At 55.4% G+C, this 16,111-nt stretch carries 26 protein-coding genes and 1 pseudogene; 1 reads left to right on the forward strand and 26 read right to left on the reverse strand.

Annotated features, from left to right (window positions below):
• Positions 1 to 89: 89 nt before the first annotated feature.
• The 13 genes from AC1Z3F_RS08885 to AC1Z3F_RS08945 form a co-directional block, all read right to left on the reverse strand.
• Positions 90 to 662: an adenylate kinase gene (locus AC1Z3F_RS08885; RefSeq protein WP_131088772.1), complete on the reverse strand. Its 573-nt coding sequence runs from the start codon at positions 660 to 662 to the stop codon at positions 90 to 92.
• Positions 659 to 1,963: a preprotein translocase subunit SecY gene (gene secY / locus AC1Z3F_RS08890; RefSeq protein ID WP_131088773.1), complete on the reverse strand. Its 1,305-nt coding sequence runs from the start codon at positions 1,961 to 1,963 to the stop codon at positions 659 to 661. The genes AC1Z3F_RS08885 and secY overlap by 4 nt, the downstream gene beginning before the upstream one ends.
• A 254-nt stretch (positions 1,964 to 2,217) precedes the next feature.
• Entirely contained in the window at positions 2,218 to 2,670 is a 453-nt protein-coding gene (gene rplO, locus AC1Z3F_RS08895) for a 50S ribosomal protein L15 (protein WP_131088774.1), read from the reverse strand.
• A 2-nt stretch (positions 2,671 to 2,672) separates the two neighbouring features.
• The gene (rpmD, locus tag AC1Z3F_RS08900) at positions 2,673 to 2,879 is read right to left on the reverse strand and encodes a 50S ribosomal protein L30 (RefSeq protein ID WP_131088775.1); all 207 of its coding nucleotides are present in this window, start codon (positions 2,877 to 2,879) and stop codon (positions 2,673 to 2,675) included.
• A gap of 3 nt (positions 2,880 to 2,882) precedes the next feature.
• Positions 2,883 to 3,560 (reverse strand): 30S ribosomal protein S5, encoded by a 678-nt coding sequence (gene rpsE, locus AC1Z3F_RS08905; RefSeq protein WP_207306507.1) that lies wholly within the window; start codon positions 3,558 to 3,560, stop codon positions 2,883 to 2,885.
• Between the two features lie 29 nt (positions 3,561 to 3,589).
• Positions 3,590 to 3,961, reverse strand: coding sequence for a 50S ribosomal protein L18 (rplR, locus tag AC1Z3F_RS08910; protein WP_131088777.1), 372 nt, complete (start codon positions 3,959 to 3,961; stop codon positions 3,590 to 3,592).
• A gap of 2 nt (positions 3,962 to 3,963) precedes the next feature.
• Positions 3,964 to 4,500 (reverse strand): 50S ribosomal protein L6, encoded by a 537-nt coding sequence (rplF, locus tag AC1Z3F_RS08915; RefSeq protein WP_131088778.1) that lies wholly within the window; start codon positions 4,498 to 4,500, stop codon positions 3,964 to 3,966.
• Positions 4,501 to 4,520: 20 nt separating this feature from the next.
• Positions 4,521 to 4,919: a 30S ribosomal protein S8 gene (gene rpsH / locus AC1Z3F_RS08920; protein WP_013349671.1), complete on the reverse strand. Its 399-nt coding sequence runs from the start codon at positions 4,917 to 4,919 to the stop codon at positions 4,521 to 4,523.
• 57 nt (positions 4,920 to 4,976) lie between these two features.
• Positions 4,977 to 5,546 (reverse strand): 50S ribosomal protein L5, encoded by a 570-nt coding sequence (gene rplE, locus AC1Z3F_RS08925; protein ID WP_131088779.1) that lies wholly within the window; start codon positions 5,544 to 5,546, stop codon positions 4,977 to 4,979.
• Positions 5,546 to 5,890, reverse strand: coding sequence for a 50S ribosomal protein L24 (gene rplX / locus AC1Z3F_RS08930; RefSeq protein ID WP_131088780.1), 345 nt, complete (start codon positions 5,888 to 5,890; stop codon positions 5,546 to 5,548). Before rplX ends, rplE begins: the two co-directional genes overlap by 1 nt.
• Before the next feature lie 2 nt (positions 5,891 to 5,892).
• Positions 5,893 to 6,261 carry a 50S ribosomal protein L14 gene (gene rplN, locus AC1Z3F_RS08935; protein WP_058254887.1) on the reverse strand — a complete coding sequence of 123 codons (369 nt, stop codon included), beginning with the start codon at positions 6,259 to 6,261 and terminating at the stop codon, positions 5,893 to 5,895.
• Positions 6,262 to 6,740: 479 nt separating this feature from the next.
• Positions 6,741 to 7,547: an endonuclease/exonuclease/phosphatase family protein gene (locus tag AC1Z3F_RS08940; protein WP_262199598.1), complete on the reverse strand. Its 807-nt coding sequence runs from the start codon at positions 7,545 to 7,547 to the stop codon at positions 6,741 to 6,743.
• Positions 7,548 to 7,735: 188 nt separating this feature from the next.
• Positions 7,736 to 8,257 (reverse strand): VOC family protein, encoded by a 522-nt coding sequence (locus AC1Z3F_RS08945; protein ID WP_131088782.1) that lies wholly within the window; start codon positions 8,255 to 8,257, stop codon positions 7,736 to 7,738.
• A gap of 68 nt (positions 8,258 to 8,325) precedes the next feature.
• On the opposite strand from AC1Z3F_RS08945, the gene AC1Z3F_RS08950 reads away from it, so the two are divergent.
• Positions 8,326 to 9,045, forward strand: a complete 720-nt coding sequence (locus tag AC1Z3F_RS08950; protein WP_207306467.1) for a helix-turn-helix domain-containing protein — start codon at positions 8,326 to 8,328, stop codon at positions 9,043 to 9,045.
• A gap of 312 nt (positions 9,046 to 9,357) precedes the next feature.
• On the opposite strand, the pseudogene rpsQ (AC1Z3F_RS08955) reads toward AC1Z3F_RS08950, so the two are convergent.
• From rpsQ (AC1Z3F_RS08955) to rpsJ, 13 genes and pseudogenes are all read right to left on the reverse strand, one after another.
• Positions 9,358 to 9,531 (reverse strand): annotated as a pseudogene (rpsQ, locus tag AC1Z3F_RS08955) (30S ribosomal protein S17); the annotation flags it as partial.
• Between the two features lie 29 nt (positions 9,532 to 9,560).
• Entirely contained in the window at positions 9,561 to 10,547 is a 987-nt protein-coding gene (locus AC1Z3F_RS08960) for a phospholipase D-like domain-containing protein (RefSeq protein WP_483565578.1), read from the reverse strand.
• Positions 10,548 to 10,876: 329 nt separating this feature from the next.
• Positions 10,877 to 11,164, reverse strand: a complete 288-nt coding sequence (gene rpsQ / locus AC1Z3F_RS08965) for a 30S ribosomal protein S17 (RefSeq protein ID WP_013349679.1) — start codon at positions 11,162 to 11,164, stop codon at positions 10,877 to 10,879.
• Positions 11,164 to 11,427: a 50S ribosomal protein L29 gene (gene rpmC, locus AC1Z3F_RS08970; RefSeq protein ID WP_131088783.1), complete on the reverse strand. Its 264-nt coding sequence runs from the start codon at positions 11,425 to 11,427 to the stop codon at positions 11,164 to 11,166. The genes rpsQ (AC1Z3F_RS08965) and rpmC overlap by 1 nt, the downstream gene beginning before the upstream one ends.
• Before the next feature lie 2 nt (positions 11,428 to 11,429).
• Positions 11,430 to 11,846 (reverse strand): 50S ribosomal protein L16, encoded by a 417-nt coding sequence (gene rplP / locus AC1Z3F_RS08975; protein WP_131088784.1) that lies wholly within the window; start codon positions 11,844 to 11,846, stop codon positions 11,430 to 11,432.
• The gene (rpsC, locus tag AC1Z3F_RS08980) at positions 11,847 to 12,632 is read right to left on the reverse strand and encodes a 30S ribosomal protein S3 (RefSeq protein ID WP_131088785.1); all 786 of its coding nucleotides are present in this window, start codon (positions 12,630 to 12,632) and stop codon (positions 11,847 to 11,849) included.
• Positions 12,633 to 12,995, reverse strand: coding sequence for a 50S ribosomal protein L22 (rplV, locus tag AC1Z3F_RS08985; protein ID WP_022874133.1), 363 nt, complete (start codon positions 12,993 to 12,995; stop codon positions 12,633 to 12,635).
• A 59-nt stretch (positions 12,996 to 13,054) separates the two neighbouring features.
• Complete coding sequence (gene rpsS, locus AC1Z3F_RS08990; RefSeq protein WP_013349684.1) at positions 13,055 to 13,336, reverse strand: 30S ribosomal protein S19; 282 nt, start codon at positions 13,334 to 13,336, stop codon at positions 13,055 to 13,057.
• Between the two features lie 12 nt (positions 13,337 to 13,348).
• On the reverse strand, positions 13,349 to 14,188 hold the full coding sequence (gene rplB, locus AC1Z3F_RS08995; protein ID WP_131088786.1) for a 50S ribosomal protein L2: 840 nt from the start codon (positions 14,186 to 14,188) through the stop codon (positions 13,349 to 13,351).
• A 32-nt stretch (positions 14,189 to 14,220) separates the two neighbouring features.
• Positions 14,221 to 14,523 (reverse strand): 50S ribosomal protein L23, encoded by a 303-nt coding sequence (gene rplW / locus AC1Z3F_RS09000; protein ID WP_131088787.1) that lies wholly within the window; start codon positions 14,521 to 14,523, stop codon positions 14,221 to 14,223.
• A complete protein-coding gene (gene rplD, locus AC1Z3F_RS09005; protein ID WP_131088788.1) occupies positions 14,520 to 15,122 on the reverse strand; it encodes a 50S ribosomal protein L4 in 603 nt (200 codons plus the stop codon). The genes rplW and rplD overlap by 4 nt, the downstream gene beginning before the upstream one ends.
• A 4-nt stretch (positions 15,123 to 15,126) precedes the next feature.
• Positions 15,127 to 15,777, reverse strand: coding sequence for a 50S ribosomal protein L3 (rplC, locus tag AC1Z3F_RS09010; protein ID WP_131088789.1), 651 nt, complete (start codon positions 15,775 to 15,777; stop codon positions 15,127 to 15,129).
• A gap of 20 nt (positions 15,778 to 15,797) precedes the next feature.
• Positions 15,798 to 16,106 carry a 30S ribosomal protein S10 gene (gene rpsJ / locus AC1Z3F_RS09015; protein ID WP_013349689.1) on the reverse strand — a complete coding sequence of 103 codons (309 nt, stop codon included), beginning with the start codon at positions 16,104 to 16,106 and terminating at the stop codon, positions 15,798 to 15,800.
• Between the last annotated feature and the right edge of the window lie 5 nt (positions 16,107 to 16,111).

The raw sequence follows: 16,111 nt of genomic DNA on the forward strand, positions 1-16,111 counted from the left end.
TTGTGGATCTTGCTAAAAACTGCGCAGGGACCGCGCTGCAACGTTCAATTGTTGCTGCACGATCCCTGCGCCGTGTATTTCGAGCTGCCTTAGGCGTTGACGTTCAACGCTGCCAGTACACGCTCGGTAACTTCTTCGATCGCACCGAGGCCATCGACCTTGCGCACGATGCCGCGCTCTTCATAGCGATCTACAACAACGCGGGTCTCTTCGTTGTACAGGCTCAGTCGGTGGCGGATGACTTCTTCGGTGTCATCTGCGCGGCCTTCGATTTCTGCACGCTTGAGCAGACGAGCTACCAGTTCATCATCATCGGCAGTTAGCTGCAGTACAGCGTCCAGTGCGATGCCCTTGGCTGCCAACATGGCGTCCAGTGCGTCGACCTGTGCGCTGGTGCGTGGGTAACCGTCGAGCAGGAAGCCCTTGGCTACGTCCTCTTGGTTCAGGCGATCGTCAACCATATTGTTGGTTACCGAATCAGGTACAAAGTCACCGTTGTCAATGTACTTACTGGCTTCGATCCCTAGCGGGGTGCCGCCCTTGACGTTGGCACGGAAGATGTCGCCGGTGGAGATGGCAACAATATCCAAACGCTCGGAGATCTTTACCGCCTGGGTACCTTTGCCGGCACCTGGAGGTCCAATAATTAGCAGTCGACTCATCGCAGTAGCCCTTCATAGTTTCGTTGCTGCATTTGAGCATTGATTTGTTTGACGGTTTCCAATCCCACACCAACCATAATGAGGATCGATGTTCCGCCAAATGGGAAGCTCTGATCTGCGTTGAACAGCACGAAGGCGATCAGTGGGATCAACGCGACGAACGCGAGGTACAGCGCGCCCGGCAAGGTAATTCGAGAAATCACGTACTGCAGGTATTCGGCGGTAGGCTTACCGGCGCGAATGCCTGGGATGAATCCGCCGTACTGCTTCATGTTGTCGGAGACCTCAACCGGGTTGAAGGTAATCGCAACGTAGAAGTAGGCAAAGCCGATGATCATCAGCGTGTAGACCAGCATGTACCAAGGTGACGAGGTTGAGGAGTGCTCTTGCAGCCACATTGCCCAGCCTGGCAAGGTTCCGTCATCGTTCTGGTTGAACTGCACCAGCATCTGTGGCAGAGCCAAGATGGAGCTGGCAAAGATCACTGGGATCACGTTGGCCATGTTCAGCTTCAGCGGGATGTAGGTGGAGGTGCCACCCACGGTGCGTCGGCCTACGGTGCGTTTAGCGTACTGAACCGGGATGCGACGCTGGGACTGCTCCACGAAGACCACAAGGGCCACGATGAGCAAACCAACAAGCAGCACACCAATAAATGCCATCACGCCCTGTGCCTGAAGGATCGAACCCATCGAGGATGGGAAGCCCGAAGCAATAGAGATGAAGATCAGGATGGACATGCCGTTACCGATACCGCGTTCGGTGATCAATTCACCCATCCACATGATCAGGCTGGTGCCTGCAGTGAGGGTCATGATCATCAGAAGAATCACGATCAGTGAGTCATCTGGAACCAGCGGTAGTGAGCAGCTTGGGAACAGGCTACCGGTACGGGCAAGGGTCACCAGAGTGGTTCCCTGCAACAAGGCGAGGGCGATGGTGAGGTAACGCGTGTACTGCGTTAGCTTGGCTTGCCCGGCTTGGCCTTCCTTATGCAAGGTTTCGAAGTGCGGGATCACCACACGCAGCAACTGGGTAATGATGGACGCCGTAATGTACGGCATGATTCCCATTGCAAAAATGGAGACCTGCAACAGGGCGCCGCCACTGAACAGGTTCACGAACGAATAAAGTCCACCGGTGGTTTCACCCATTGCCAGACACTGCTGAACGTTGCTGTAATCGATTCCCGGAGAGGGAATGAATACACCGACACGATAGATCGCGATGATCCCAAGCGTGAACAGCAACTTGTTGCGCAGATCAGGCGTCCGAAAAACTCGGGCTATGGCGCTGAACAAGCGTCCTCCTGAAGTAAGTGCTTGAGCCTAGGAAGAGATACTTCCTATGACCTAACGATTCTAGCCGTGAACAGTACTATCCTGCCAAATACGCCACACGATTGAGTCGCAACTGTGAATTGATAGAAATGTTAAAGACCAGATCAGGCAAGCATTAATAGTTATCTTTGAAACTTTCTCGCCGATAGCAGAATGGTCCCGGTTCACGTTGATTACTCAACGTGAACCGGGACCACTCAAAGGCTAACCCTGATTTAGAGGGTTTCTGCCGAGCCGCCAGCAGCAGCGATCTTCTCGGAAGCGGAAGTCGAGAAGGCGTCAACCTTCACGTCAACCTTAACCGTGATATCGCCAGTGCCCAGGACCTTTACAGGCTGGTTCTTGCGAACAGCGCCCTTGGCAACAAGTGCCTCTACGGTAACTTCGCCGCCTTCTGGGAACAATTCCGAGATCTTGTCCAGGTTTACAACCTGGAACTCAACGCGGAATGGGTTCTTGAAGCCACGCAGCTTAGGCAGACGCATGTGCAGTGGAAGCTGTCCACCTGCGAATCCTGCCTTCACCTGGTAACGAGCCTTGGTACCCTTGGTACCGCGACCAGCGGTCTTACCCTTTGAACCTTCACCGCGACCAACGCGGGTCTTGGCAGTCTTTGCACCCTCAGCTGGGCGCAGGTGGTGAATCTTTAGTGCTTTTTCTTCAGCCATCTCTACTTCGCCTCCTCAACCTTCAACAGGTGTGGGACCTTGTTGACCATACCAACAGTCACAGGGTCAGCGGAGCGGACAACGGTGTGTCCGATGCGCTTCAGGCCCAACGAGCGAACAACGTCGCGCTGGGACTGGCTACCACCGATGATGGACTTGATCTGGGTGATTTCCAGGTTGGCGTCGCTTACAACAATGTTCTTAGCCATTGATTAAGCACCTGCCTTCTGGGACTGGATGTGACGCAGCATTGCTGCTGGTGCAACTTCGTCCAGCGGAAGACCGCGGCGAGCTGCAACAGCTGCAGGCTCTTCAAGAGCCTTCAGTGCAGCAATGGTTCCCTGAACGATGTTGATCTGGTTGCTTGAACCCATCGACTTCGACAGAACGTCATGGATGCCTGCGCATTCCAACACGGCGCGCACTGGACCACCGGCGATAACACCGGTACCAGGAGCAGCTGGACGAAGCAAGACAACGCCAGCGGCGGCCTCACCCTTGACCAGGTGTGGAATGGTGGTGCCAACGCGTGGAACGCGGAAGAATGACTTCTTAGCCACTTCAACGCCCTTAGCGATAGCTGCAGGAACTTCCTTGGCCTTACCGTAGCCAACGCCGACCATACCGTTACCGTCACCAACAACGACAAGTGCGGTGAAGCTAAAGCGACGACCACCCTTGACGACCTTGGATACGCGGTTGATAGCTACAACGCGCTCAAGGAACTTGTCCTTGTCTTCGTTGCGGCTGTCCTTCTGGTCACGGCCACGGCCGCGGCCTTCGCCACGTCCACGACCTTCACCACGACCGCGGCCTTCGCCACGACGGGATCCAGCGTTCTCGGTAGCGGGAGCCGATGCAGTCTCGACTGCTTCAGTAGCTTCAGACACCTGAGTTTCCTTCTTGTTAGTTGCTTCGCTCACAGTGCCAGCCCACCTTCACGTGCGCCGTCAGCAACAGCAGCCACGCGACCGTGGTACTTGTTGCCACCGCGGTCGAAGACAACTGCTTCGATGCCAGCAGCCTTGGCGCGCTCTGCAACCAGCTCACCAACGCGCTTGGACTTTGCGGACTTGTCAGCATCGCTGTTGCGAAGATCTGCTTCCATGGTCGAAGCGCTGGCCAGGGTCAGACCCTGCGAGTCGTCCACGATCTGAACGAACATGTGACGAGCCGAGCGGTTGATAACCAAGCGTGGACGAGCAGTGGTACCAACGATGTGCTTGCGCACACGCTGGTGACGACGACCGCGCTGAGCGGACTTGCTCTTGCCCTTGATTCCGATAGCCATAATTACTTACCAGCCTTTCCGACCTTGCGGCGGATGATCTCGCCAGCGTAACGAATACCCTTGCCCTTGTAAGGCTCGGTCTTACGCAGCTTGCGGATGTTGGCGGCAACTTCACCGACGTGCTGCTTATCAATACCAGCGACGGTGATTTTGTTGTTGCCCTCTACCGAGTAGGTGACACCCTCAACGGCTGCAACCTTTACTGGGTGCGAGTAACCCAGAGCAAGCTCCAGGTCAGCGCCCTTGGCCAGTACGCGGTAACCGGTTCCGTGGATTTCGAGCTTCTTCTCGTAACCCTCGGTGACACCGATGATCATGTTGTTGATCAGGGTGCGAGTCAGACCGTGCAACGAACGAGCCTCGCGGCCGTCGTTGGGGCGGTTGACGGTAACAGTGTTCTCGTCCTTGGCAACGGTGATAGGAGCCTTGACGGTGATCGAAAGTTCACCCTTCGGGCCCTTGACGGCGACCTGCTGGCCATCGACATTTAGCTCAACGTTTGCAGGAACGGTGATCGGAAGACGTCCAATACGTGACATTGTATGTTTCTCCCTTTCCGTTACCAGACGTAGGCGAGGACTTCCCCACCCACGCCCTTCTTTGCAGCCTGACGGTCAGTAAGCAGACCGGAGGAGGTGGACAGGATTGCGATACCAAGACCACCGAGCACGTGAGGCAAGTTGGTGGACTTTGCGTATACGCGAAGACCTGGCTTGGAGATACGACGTACGCCAGCGATTGAACGCTCACGCGATGGGCCGTACTTCAAGGTGATGGTCAGAGTCTTGCCGACTTCTGCAGCAACTTCCTCGAACGAAGCAATGTAGCCCTGTTCCTTGAGGATGTTAGCAATGCGTACTTTTAGCTTGCTCGACGGCATCGACACAGTGTCGTGGTATGCCGAGTTAGCGTTACGCAGACGAGTCAGCATATCTGCGACTGGATCTGTCATAGACATGTGGGCTTCAGCCCTTCCTCGTTACGGTTTCCTTAGCGGACCTGTAACGTAGTGAGATTAGTTGTTGGTCTTGAATGGGAAGCCCAGAGCCTTTAGCAAGGCACGGCCTTCGTCATCAGTCTTGGCGGTGGTCACCACAGTGATGTCCATACCGCGCACGCGATCGATCTTGTCCTGATCGATTTCATGGAACATCGACTGTTCGGTCAGACCGAAAGTGTAGTTACCATTGCCATCGAACTGACGGTCGCTCAAACCGCGGAAGTCGCGGATACGAGGCAGTGCCAGGGTGATCAAGCGATCAATGAATTCCCACATGCGATCGTTACGCAGGGTGGTGTGCGTACCAATTGGCATGCCTTCGCGCAGCTTGAACTGTGCGATGGACTTGCGAGCCTTGGTTACCACTGGCTTCTGACCGGTAATTGCGGTCAGGTCCTTGACGGCACCTTCAATGAGCTTCGAGTCCTTGGCAGCTTCGCCGACACCCATGTTCACTACAACCTTGGTCAGGCCTGGGACCTGCATGGTGTTGACGTAGTTGAACTGCTCCTGCAAAGCAGGGCGGATCTCTGCGTTGTACTTAGCCTTCAGACGTGGCTGGATCTTGGTGGCTGCTTCAGTCATTACAGATCCTTTCCGGAAGCCTTGGCGAAACGGACGCGTACAGTCTTGGACACGCCGTTCTTTTCTACGGTTTCCTCGCGGAAACCGACGCGGGTTGGCTTCTTGGTTTCTGGGTCAACCACTGCAACGTTAGAAACGTGCACTGGTGCCTCAACAACCGTGATGCCGCCGGTGGTCGAACCTGATTCGGTCTGACCTGCCTTGGTGTGCTTGGTGACGCGGTTAACGCCTTCAACAAGTACGCGGTTGGTATCGGTGATGACCTTCAGGACTTTGCCCTGCAAGCCACGATCCTTGCCTGAGATGATCTGAACCAGGTCACCCTTTTTGATCTTTGCGCCCATGGTTACAGCACCTCCGGAGCCAGCGAAACGATCTTCATGAACTTCTTGTCACGAAGTTCACGACCCACTGGGCCGAAAATACGGGTACCGCGTGGTTCACCTTCGTTCTTCAAGATCACAGCTGCGTTCTCGTCGAACTTGATGTAAGAACCGTCTGCACGACGGATTTCCTTCTTAGTGCGAACGACGACTGCCTTGACGACGTCGCCCTTCTTTACGTTGCCGCCAGGAATTGCATCCTTGACGGTAGCGACAATAGTGTCGCCAATGCTTGCGTAGCGACGCTTCGAGCCACCAAGAACACGGATGGTAAGGATTTCCTTAGCACCGGTGTTGTCGGCAACCTTAAGTCGCGACTCCTGCTGAATCACTTCTTACTCCTGTCGTCTCGCTGGTTCTCTTATAAATCGAGCCTTGCGGAACGGATATGGTCTCCACGGCACGTATCGCTTACCCCCACCGTCGCGAGCGCACCGAATGCTGATCTCAATTGGCGGCAGGGCCGAGGCGTAAAATACCGAGGCTGTACTTGTGCATCTAAACTGATTTAGACCGCACTGCATCGTGCCGAAGGTGGATAGTCCCCGAACACACTGCGCACAGGTTTACAAGTCTAGCGCAGAGTGGCACAAAACCGAAATGGTGTGGTATGCGGAAAATAGGCGTCGTTCGTCACATCAGACACCACGTACTCCCCCGGCATATCAACGTTCATGACCGCGGCCAAATTTTCTGATGTGGTCGACTAACACCAACACTGCAGGTAATTCTTCTGACTGCCCATGGCTTCCTGAATGATTTTCAGAAAATATTTGCTATAGACGATGCCGCTCAAATGAAGCACAGGGCGCTACCTGCCTATGAGGCCAAACGTAGCCTTGATCGCCAGATGATCCGAGCCATGAATCTGCAGTGTCTCTTGTTCCAATGGAATGAATCCTCTCGACAGAACATGGTCTATGCCCAGCAGTGGTGGCACGTTTCTATTAGCCGGCCAGGTTGACAGCGGAAACAACGTTGACTCGTCGTCCATAATCGAAGCCAGTTTCCGAAACTGCGGATGGCTCCTCGCCGAGTTGAAGTCCCCTGCTAGGATCAACGGCTTGTTGCCTTCCTCGCCTATCCAATGTTGTAACGCGGACAAGCCTTGGGCCCACCGCTTCGCGCTGCCCAAAGGCGGATATACGTGAACGCCCACTACGGTGAGAGTCCTACCCGGTAATTCGACTTCCACAACGGGCATCCCATACCAGCCGGTGACCCCCGGGCCCAGACTACCGCCGAGGTCCTTTAGCGGATACCGCGAAAAGATCACGGTATCCCGTTCGCCTCCTGTGGGTACCGGTGCGCTGCGGTATTTCAACGAGCCTAAAGCGCCTTCCGCGCGCAGCCGGTCGTGCAGCGCTTCACTCGTTTCAACAAGCACCACGACATCAGGATCTACCTGCTGGATACTCGTTGCGAGTTGCTTTGCGTCCGCACCGGCTTTGAGCGCATTGAAAGAGAACACGGTGACATCGGCACTAGCGCCCTCCAGCGTTGCCTGATCGCTAGGCCAAACTACATTGGGAGCCATCCCCATCACCAACAGCACCACAGTGAGCGAAGCAACTAGCCAACGCCGCCTCATGAGCGTGAACAAGACGATGACCGCCACTGCAAGTAACGTCCATGGTTGGAATGCTTGAAGTCGGGGTAACCAACCGCCGGCAAGCCACGGAACGTACGGCAGGGCTCCAGTGCTGAAACAGGTCATCAGCAATATCGCCCACTTCCACGGCCAACGTGGATGTGGGCGATATTTTGACATGTGCTCAGCTTAGTTGACCACCAACGCGAAAGCGTTTACGACGAAGCGCTACCCGACTGCTGAGCAGCCCATTCCGCCACGCGTTGCGCGCTTTCCTCTTCGCTCAGATCTTCAACCCGGCTCATGATCGACCACCGCACACCGAATGGATCGATGATGGAAGCGAATCTGTCGCCGGAAACAAAATTAGTCACCGGTTCCCTCACCGTAGCTCCCGCTTCAATCGCTCTAGCCAGCACGGCATCCACTTCTTCGCAGTACAGACCCAAGGAGTAGGAGGCGTTCGGAGCCTCCGGCGGTGGCACCAGACCGTATGCCGGATTGGGCTCACCAATCTGTAGGTGTCCCTGGCCAAAATCTATTTCAGCATGCACGACAACACCGCCCATGCTTGTGGCATCGATGATCCGCGCTCCGAAAACATCTTTGTAGAACTCCAGTGCCTTCCGCGCATTGGCAACGGCGAGAAATGGAGTCAGTGAAGTTACTCCGTGCGGAACGCCAGCGGTGGTGTGCGTTCCGGTGACACCATGCACCAATTCGTTGTGATTTTTCATGTCTCAAGACTACGTACGTGTGCAATGCTGGGGCTTGTAAATTTGCGACGGATTTGAGGAGCGCTTGCATGGCTGATATTCATGATGGTCGAGGTGTTCTATATCCTGCACGGCTCCCAGAATTCGAACGCATCCTACCTCCCGAACATATGCAGCAGTACGTTAGCTGGTTCTGGATTTCTCGCTGGCAGCTTGCTGCCGGCAGAAGTTCTCGTCAACAGCTCTTACCTTTCCCGCTGATGAATGTTGTCGTGCAGCCTGAGGGAGTGACTGTCTCAGGTCCAAGCAACGGCGCATCCCATAAGGACCTGCGGGGTTCAGGCTGGGCGGTAGCCGCCTTGCTCCGCCCTGCAGCTGCTCCTTATGTTGCTTCTCTGACCAATTGCTCACCACAACAGCTACTAGATCAAGAGCTACCGATAAACGCTCATGATCTTCATCAGGCCTTGTTGAAAGAGCGACAACTACGTGGCGACGACCAGTTGAATGAACGTTGTGCTCATCATTTGTCTGTGTGGCTCGAACGATGCTTGCCACCGATCAATGAATCAGGAACGCTAGCCAACAAATTCTTGGATTACGTTTCGGCGGACCGTACCGCGCTACGTGTTGATCAAGTCGCTACAGATCTAAACCTGACTGTACGTAGCCTGCAACGCCTGTCCCTAAAATACTTAGGGCTTTCTCCGTTGTCCGTCATTCGGCGCTACCGGTTGCAAGAAGCCGCCTTGCATTTACGCGAGCATCCGCAAGCCTCGCTTGCCACATTAGCCGTAGACCTCGGCTAAACCGACCAGGCTCACATGTCGACAGACTTCCGGAAAGTACTCGGCTACTCCCCTAGCGATTATCGAAGCAGCTAAAGATTTCTGAGCGACTAACCAACGAACGATACAACGCCAAGAATCCCCATGAAGACCTAACCATTCGAATCGGCACTAACGTGCTGAATTGGGAGTTCGTTGTGGCAACCGGGTGCCGATGGCGGAAGTACCTTGGAAAGGTCCACCGCTCCTTAGACGCAGAAATGCCCCGAACTCTTCTTTCGAAGTGTTCGGGGCATTCTTCAATCACGAGATCCGTGAAATCGAGTCGAAAGCTTATTTAGCCTTCTCTACGATCTCAACGAGACGCCAGCGCTTGTCAGCAGACAGCGGGCGGGTCTCAGCGATTACAACCAAGTCGCCGATGCCGGCTTCGTTGTTCTCGTCGTGAGCCTTTACGTTCTTGTTGCGACGCATAACCTTGCCGTAAAGGGCGTGCTTCACACGGCCCTTTAGCGAAGACGAGAGGCCCCGTTCAACTACTCTGGGGTGACAAGTCTGGATAAAGTCCGAACACCGAACGCGAACTGGTCGAGCTGAAGTCTTACGTGGCCATTTTGCAGTCCTTGTCCGTTTACGCCAAGCTCACGAAATTTGAGAGGCAGCAGCTCTTCCGGTACTAACCGCGGTATAGTCCGGTTGATCCATGGCCATCTTTCAATAGCCTCAGGGGCGTGCCCGGCCAGCGCTTTAACATAGTCATCCGGCTTGAGCTCGGGACTAGAAGAGATTTCTACGACCGCATAGCAGTCCTTCGTTTCTTTTGCGCAGATAAGAACCAGGTCGCCTGGACGAAAGCTAGGCTTGCCCTTCTTGGGACTAGCGATCCAGCTCTCCTGCAGCCATCCACCGAGCTTGGGCTCTCCGTACTCTAGTTTTAGCCACAGCGTACGGGATTGCTCGCGTGCATCGGACAGCAGTTCTTCGACTATCAGCAATGCTGTCGTTGCATCAAACCATGTATTCTTTTCCGTCGTCTTGGCAATCTTGGATGCTGATTCAAGGAGCTTGGTCAGTGCTTCTTTTGAAACCGAGACGGAAGGCCACTGCTCAATTGCTCGTCGTGCTTCGTCTGCTTGACCAATGCTGAGCTCAACTGCCAGCTCCCGATTTCGTTTCATCGACAAACCAAGTCCAGCTCCCGTAAGGTTTCCAGATCCCAGCAAACCGCGACTACCCACAATGAAGCATTTAGCATGTAGGCGTTCTGTATGACGCACTTCGATACCGGCATTTATCAAGTCTTTCAGCCCATTTACGGCTAAATACCCGTCCGCAACTGCACGTGGATCCAAAGTCGTAATGACCCGGGTTGGTCTCGTGTGTTTAGCCGATGCCTCTACAATTCGATCGCATACTTCCTGAGTAACATAAGGGCTGGTTAATACGACTGGGCCATCCGGCGATTCGAGGGCCGCCGTCAGCCAGTCGCCTGCAACTTCAACAATGCCGATTGAATCCTTCATGATCCGAGATTAGCTTTCGAAGGGCAAAGTACTAAATTACGTCGCAGTCGCGCTCCAACGTGTCATTCATTCGCCCTGTTGAATCAGTGTGCCATGCCCGTAGTCGCAGGCAATTACCCTGGATATCGTATTCCGGTAGGATCCATTTCCTGTCACTACCAATCAGCGAACGGACCGAAACTTGGTGCCATACCAAATGAATGGATCTCAGTTTGTTCATCTTTTCTTAAAAGTCCGTTGCTCCTTAGACGCAGAAATGCCCCGAACTCTTCTTTCGAAGTGTTCGGGGCATTCTTCAATCACGAGATCCGTGAAATCGAGTCGAAAGCTTACTTAGCCTTCTCTACGATCTCAACGAGACGCCAACGCTTGTCAGCAGACAGCGGGCGGGTCTCAGCGATTACAACCAAGTCGCCGATGCCGGCTTCGTTGTTCTCGTCATGAGCCTTTACGTTCTTGTTGCGACGCATAACCTTGCCGTAAAGGGCGTGCTTTACACGGTCCTCAACGTCAACGACGATGGTCTTCTGCATCTTGTCGGAAACCACGTAACCACGGAGGGTCTTGCGGTCGTTACGCTCGGTAGCGTTATCCACACCGTTCTCCTTCTCGCTCATTACTTGGATTCCTTCTTGGTTTCTTCAACCGGAACGACGACATCCTGACGAATGCCCAGCTCGCGCTCGCGCAGCACAGTGTAAATGCGGGCGATATCGCGCTTGATAGCCTTCAGGTTCGCGTTGCTCTCTAGCTGGCCGGTAGCCGACTGGAAACGCAGGTTGAACAGTTCTGCCTTGGCCTTCTTCAATTCCTCGTTCAAACGAGCAGAATCGAAGCCGTCCAGGGACTCAATGCTAAGGTCTTTAGAACCGAGAGACATCCCTATTCACCACCTTCACGACGCACGATGCGTGCCTTCATTGGTAGCTTGTGGATTGCAAGACGCAATGCCTCTTTAGCTACCTCTTCACTGACGCCACCGAGTTCAAACATGACTCGTCCTGGCTTGACGTTGGCGACCCACCACTCAGGTGAACCCTTACCGGAACCCATACGGGTTTCAGCAGGCTTCTTGGTCAAGGGACGGTCAGGGTAGATGTTAATCCACACCTTGCCGCCACGCTTGATGTAACGGGTCATGGCGATACGAGCGGCTTCGATCTGACGGTTAGTCACGTAAGCCGGGGTCAACGCCTGGATGCCGTACTCACCGAACGATACGGTGGTACCGCCCTTGGCAGCACCCGAACGCTTTGGGTGGTGCTGCTTACGGAACTTGACTCGACGTGGGATAAGCATTTAAGCCTCTCCTCCTTCCGCAGCCGGAGCTGCAGCGCCCTTACGATCGTTACGACGACGGCGTTCGCCGCCACGTGGACGATCGTTTCCGCTACCGCGACCACCGCGAGCTGGAGCAGCAGCAGCCTGCTGTGCAGCCAGTTCCTTGGCGGTTACGTCACCCTTGTAGATCCAAACCTTCACGCCGATACGGCCGAAGGTGGTCTTGGCTTCGAACTTGCCGAAGTCGATGTTCGCACGCAGGGTGTGCAGCGGCACACGACCTTCGCGGTAGAACTCCTTGCGGGACATTTCTGCGCCGCCAAGTCGACCGGAGCACTGAACGCGGATACCCTTGGCACCAGCGCGCATTGCCGACTGCATTGCCTTCTTCATCGCACGGCGGAAAGCCACACGTGAAGCAAGCTGCTCGGCGATGCCCTGGGCGACCAACTGGGCTTCCATGTCAGGGTTCTTGACCTCGAGGATGTTCAGCTGAACCTGCTTGTTGGAAAGCTTTTCGAGCTCTCCGCGAATGCGGTCTGCTTCGGCGCCACGACGACCGATGACGATACCTGGACGAGCGGTGTGGATATCCACACGCACACGGTCACGGGTACGTTCGATTTCGACGCGGGCGATGCCTGCACGATCCATTCCCTTGGACAGCAGTGCACGGATCTGTACGTCTTCTTTTACGTAATCCGCGTAACGCTGGCCTGGCTTGCTGGAATCAGCGAACCAGTGCGAGATGTGGTCAGTGGTGATGCCGAGACGGAAACCGTTCGGATTTACCTTCTGTCCCATTTAGTTCTCCCCACCCTTCTGGGTTGAAACAACCACAGTCACGTGGCTGGTGCGCTTCTTGATCTGGAATGCGCGACCCTGAGCACGCGGCTGGAACCGCTTCATGGTCGGACCTTCGTCAACAAACGCTTCGCTGATAATCAGCTCGTCCTCATTGAATGCTTCACCTGCGCGGTCCGCGGCGGCACGGGCGTTAGCCACTGCCGATGCGACAACCTTGTATACCGGCTCCGAAGCTGCCTGTGGGGCAAACTTCAAGATGGCCAGTGCTTCGTTGGTCTGTAGACCACGAACAAGGTTGACGACGCGCCGGGCCTTCATAGGCGTTACGCGGATGTGACGCGCAATTGCCTTGGCTTCCATTGCTATCCTTCTCTCGTCTATCGAAGAAGTGCTAAGCGATACTAGATCCCTTGCGGGGCCTAGCGGCGCTTGCCCTTCTTGTCGTCCTTCACGTGGCCACGGAACGTACGGGTTGGAGCAAACTCTCCGAGCTTGTGACCAACCATAGATTCGGTAACGAACACAGGAATGTGCTTGCGACCGTCATGTACGGCGATGGTGTGTCCCAGCATGTCCGGGATGATCATCGAACGGCGGGACCACGTCTTGATGACGTTCTTGGTGCCCTTATCGTTTTCAGCAACGACCTTTAGGAACAGGTGCTGATCGACGAAGGGGCCTTTCTTCAGGCTGCGTGGCATGTTTCCAGGCTCCTATCGCTTGTTCTTGCCGGTCTTGCGACGACGCACAATGAGCTTGTCGCTTTCCTTATTCGGACGACGGGTGCGTCCTTCACGCTTACCGTTAGGGTTGACCGGGTGACGACCACCGGAGGTCTTACCTTCACCACCACCGTGTGGGTGGTCAACTGGGTTCATGACAACGCCACGAACGGTTGGGCGTACGCCCTTCCAGCGCATACGGCCGGCCTTACCCCAGTTGATGTTGATCTGCTCAGCGTTACCAACTTCGCCGATGGTTGCGCGGCAGCGCACATCAACGTTGCGGATTTCGCCTGAAGGCAAACGCAGCTGAGCGAAGCGACCCTCACGGGCAACCAGCTGAATCGAAGCACCAGCGGAACGAGCCATCTTAGCGCCGCCACCTGGGCGAAGCTCCACAGCGTGAATCACGGTACCAACCGGGATGTTACGCAGTGGCAGGTTGTTACCTGGCTTGATGTCGGCTTCTACGCCGGCTTCAATTGGGTCACCCTGCTTGAGGTTGTTCGGTGCAATGATGTAGCGCTTGGCGCCATCTGCGTAGTGGAGCAGTGCGATACGTGCAGTACGGTTTGGGTCGTACTCAATGTGAGCGACCTTTGCCGGAATGCCGTCCTTATCGTGACGACGGAAGTCGATAACACGGTAAGCGCGCTTGTGTCCGCCACCCTTGTGTCGGGTGGTGATCTTACCGGAGTTGTTACGGCCGCCAGTCTTGGTGAGTGGACGAACCAGCGACTTTTCCGGAGTCGATCGGGTGATTTCTGCGAAGTCGGCTACCGACGAGCCGCGAAGGCCCGGGGTAGTCGGCTTGTACTTACGAATTCCCATTTATTTTAATTCCTCGTTAAAGTGGTCTCCGCTTAGGAAAGCGGACCGCCGAAGATGTCAATCGAGCCTTCCTTCAGGGTGATGATGGCACGCTTAGTACTCTTGCGTGCACCCCACCCGAAGCGGGTGCGCTTGCGCTTACCGACTCGGTTGATGGTGTTTACAGAATCAACTTTGACGTTGAAGATAGCTTCAACGGCGTACTTGATTTCCGTCTTATTTGAGCTAGGTGCCACCTCGAAGGTGTACTGACCTTGATCGATCAGACCGTAGCTCTTTTCCGAAACGACTGGTGCGATGACCACGTCGTGTGGAGCCTTTGAGAACGCGCTCACTTGGCTTCCTCCTTCTGGACCAGGGCATCGAAGGCAGCCTTGGTGAAGACTACGTCATCCGAAACCAGAACATCGTAGGTGTTCAGCTGGTCGACGTACAGAACATGCACAGCGTCGAGGTTGCGAACCGAAAGGGCTGCAACATCGTTGGCACGATCGATGACGACAAGCAGGTTCTTGCGCTCGGTGAGTGAACGCAAGGTAGCCAGAGCATCCTTGGTCGATGGGGTTTCCCCTGCAACCAAGTTCTCAATCACGTGAACGCGATCGAAGCGTGCGCGATCAGACAAAGCGCCGCGCAGTGCAGCAGCCTTCATCTTCTTCGGGGTACGCTGCGAGTAATCACGTGGGGTTGGACCGTGGACAATGCCACCGCCGGTCATGTGTGGAGCACGGATCGAACCCTGACGGGCGCGGCCGGTACCCTTCTGCTTGAACGGCTTGCGACCTGCACCCGAAACCTCGGAGCGGTCCTTGGTCTTGTGGGTACCCTGGCGGGCAGCAGCAAGCTGTGCAACGACAACCTGGTGCAGCAGCGGGACGTTGGTCTGTACGTCGAAGATCTCTGCAGGCAGTTCGACGTTAAGTGCCTTAGTCATTTACTTATGCTCCCTTCACGGCGTTGCGTACGAGAACGACGCGGCCGCGGGCGCCTGGAACGGCACCCTTGATCAGCAGGAGGTTCTTCTCAGCGTCGATAGCGTGAATGGTCAGGTTCTGAGTGGTAACACGCTCAGCACCCATACGACCAGCCATCTTCTGTCCACGGAAAACGCGACCTGGGGTCGATGCGCCGCCGATGGAACCTGGCTTACGGTGGTTCTTGTGAGCACCGTGCGATGCGCCAACACCATGGAAGTTGTGGCGCTTCATAACGCCGGCGAAGCCCTTACCCTTAGAGGTACCTACGACGTCGACCTTCTGGCCGGCTTCGAAGAGCTCTACGGAAAGTTCCTGACCAGCGGTGTACTCGGCAGCGTCTGCGGTGCGCAGTTCTACCAGGTGACGACGTGGGGTTACGCCTGCAGCCTCGAAGTGACCAGCCAGTGGCTTGGTGACCTTGCGAGGATCGATCTGGCCGTAGCCGATCTGAACTGCGGTGTAGCCATCGCGCTCAGCGTTGATGAGCTTGGTGACAACGTTGCTATCAGCCTGCACGACGGTGACAGGAATCAGGTTGTTGTTCGAATCCCAAACCTGGGTCATGCCGAGCTTCGTGCCCAACAGGCCCTTGAAATTACGGGTTGCGGTCATAGTTTTCTCGCCACCTCCCCTTAAAGCTTGATTTCGATGTTGACATCCGCTGGCAGGTCGAGACGCATCAGCGAATCAACAGCCTTCGGGGTCGGATCAACGATGTCGATCAGACGCTTGTGCGTGCGCATTTCGAAGTGCTCACGGCTGTCCTTGTACTTGTGTGGCGAACGGATAACGCAGTACACGTTCTTCTCCGTTGGCAGCGGCACTGGGCCGACTACGGTTGCGCCTGCGCGCGTGACCGTCTCAACGATCTTCCGGGCTGAAACGTCAATGACCTCGTGGTCATACGACTTCAGCCGGATGCGGATTTTCTGTCCCGCCATGGCGT

The sequence above is a fragment of the Glutamicibacter sp. MOO4 genome (assembly GCF_056934395.1).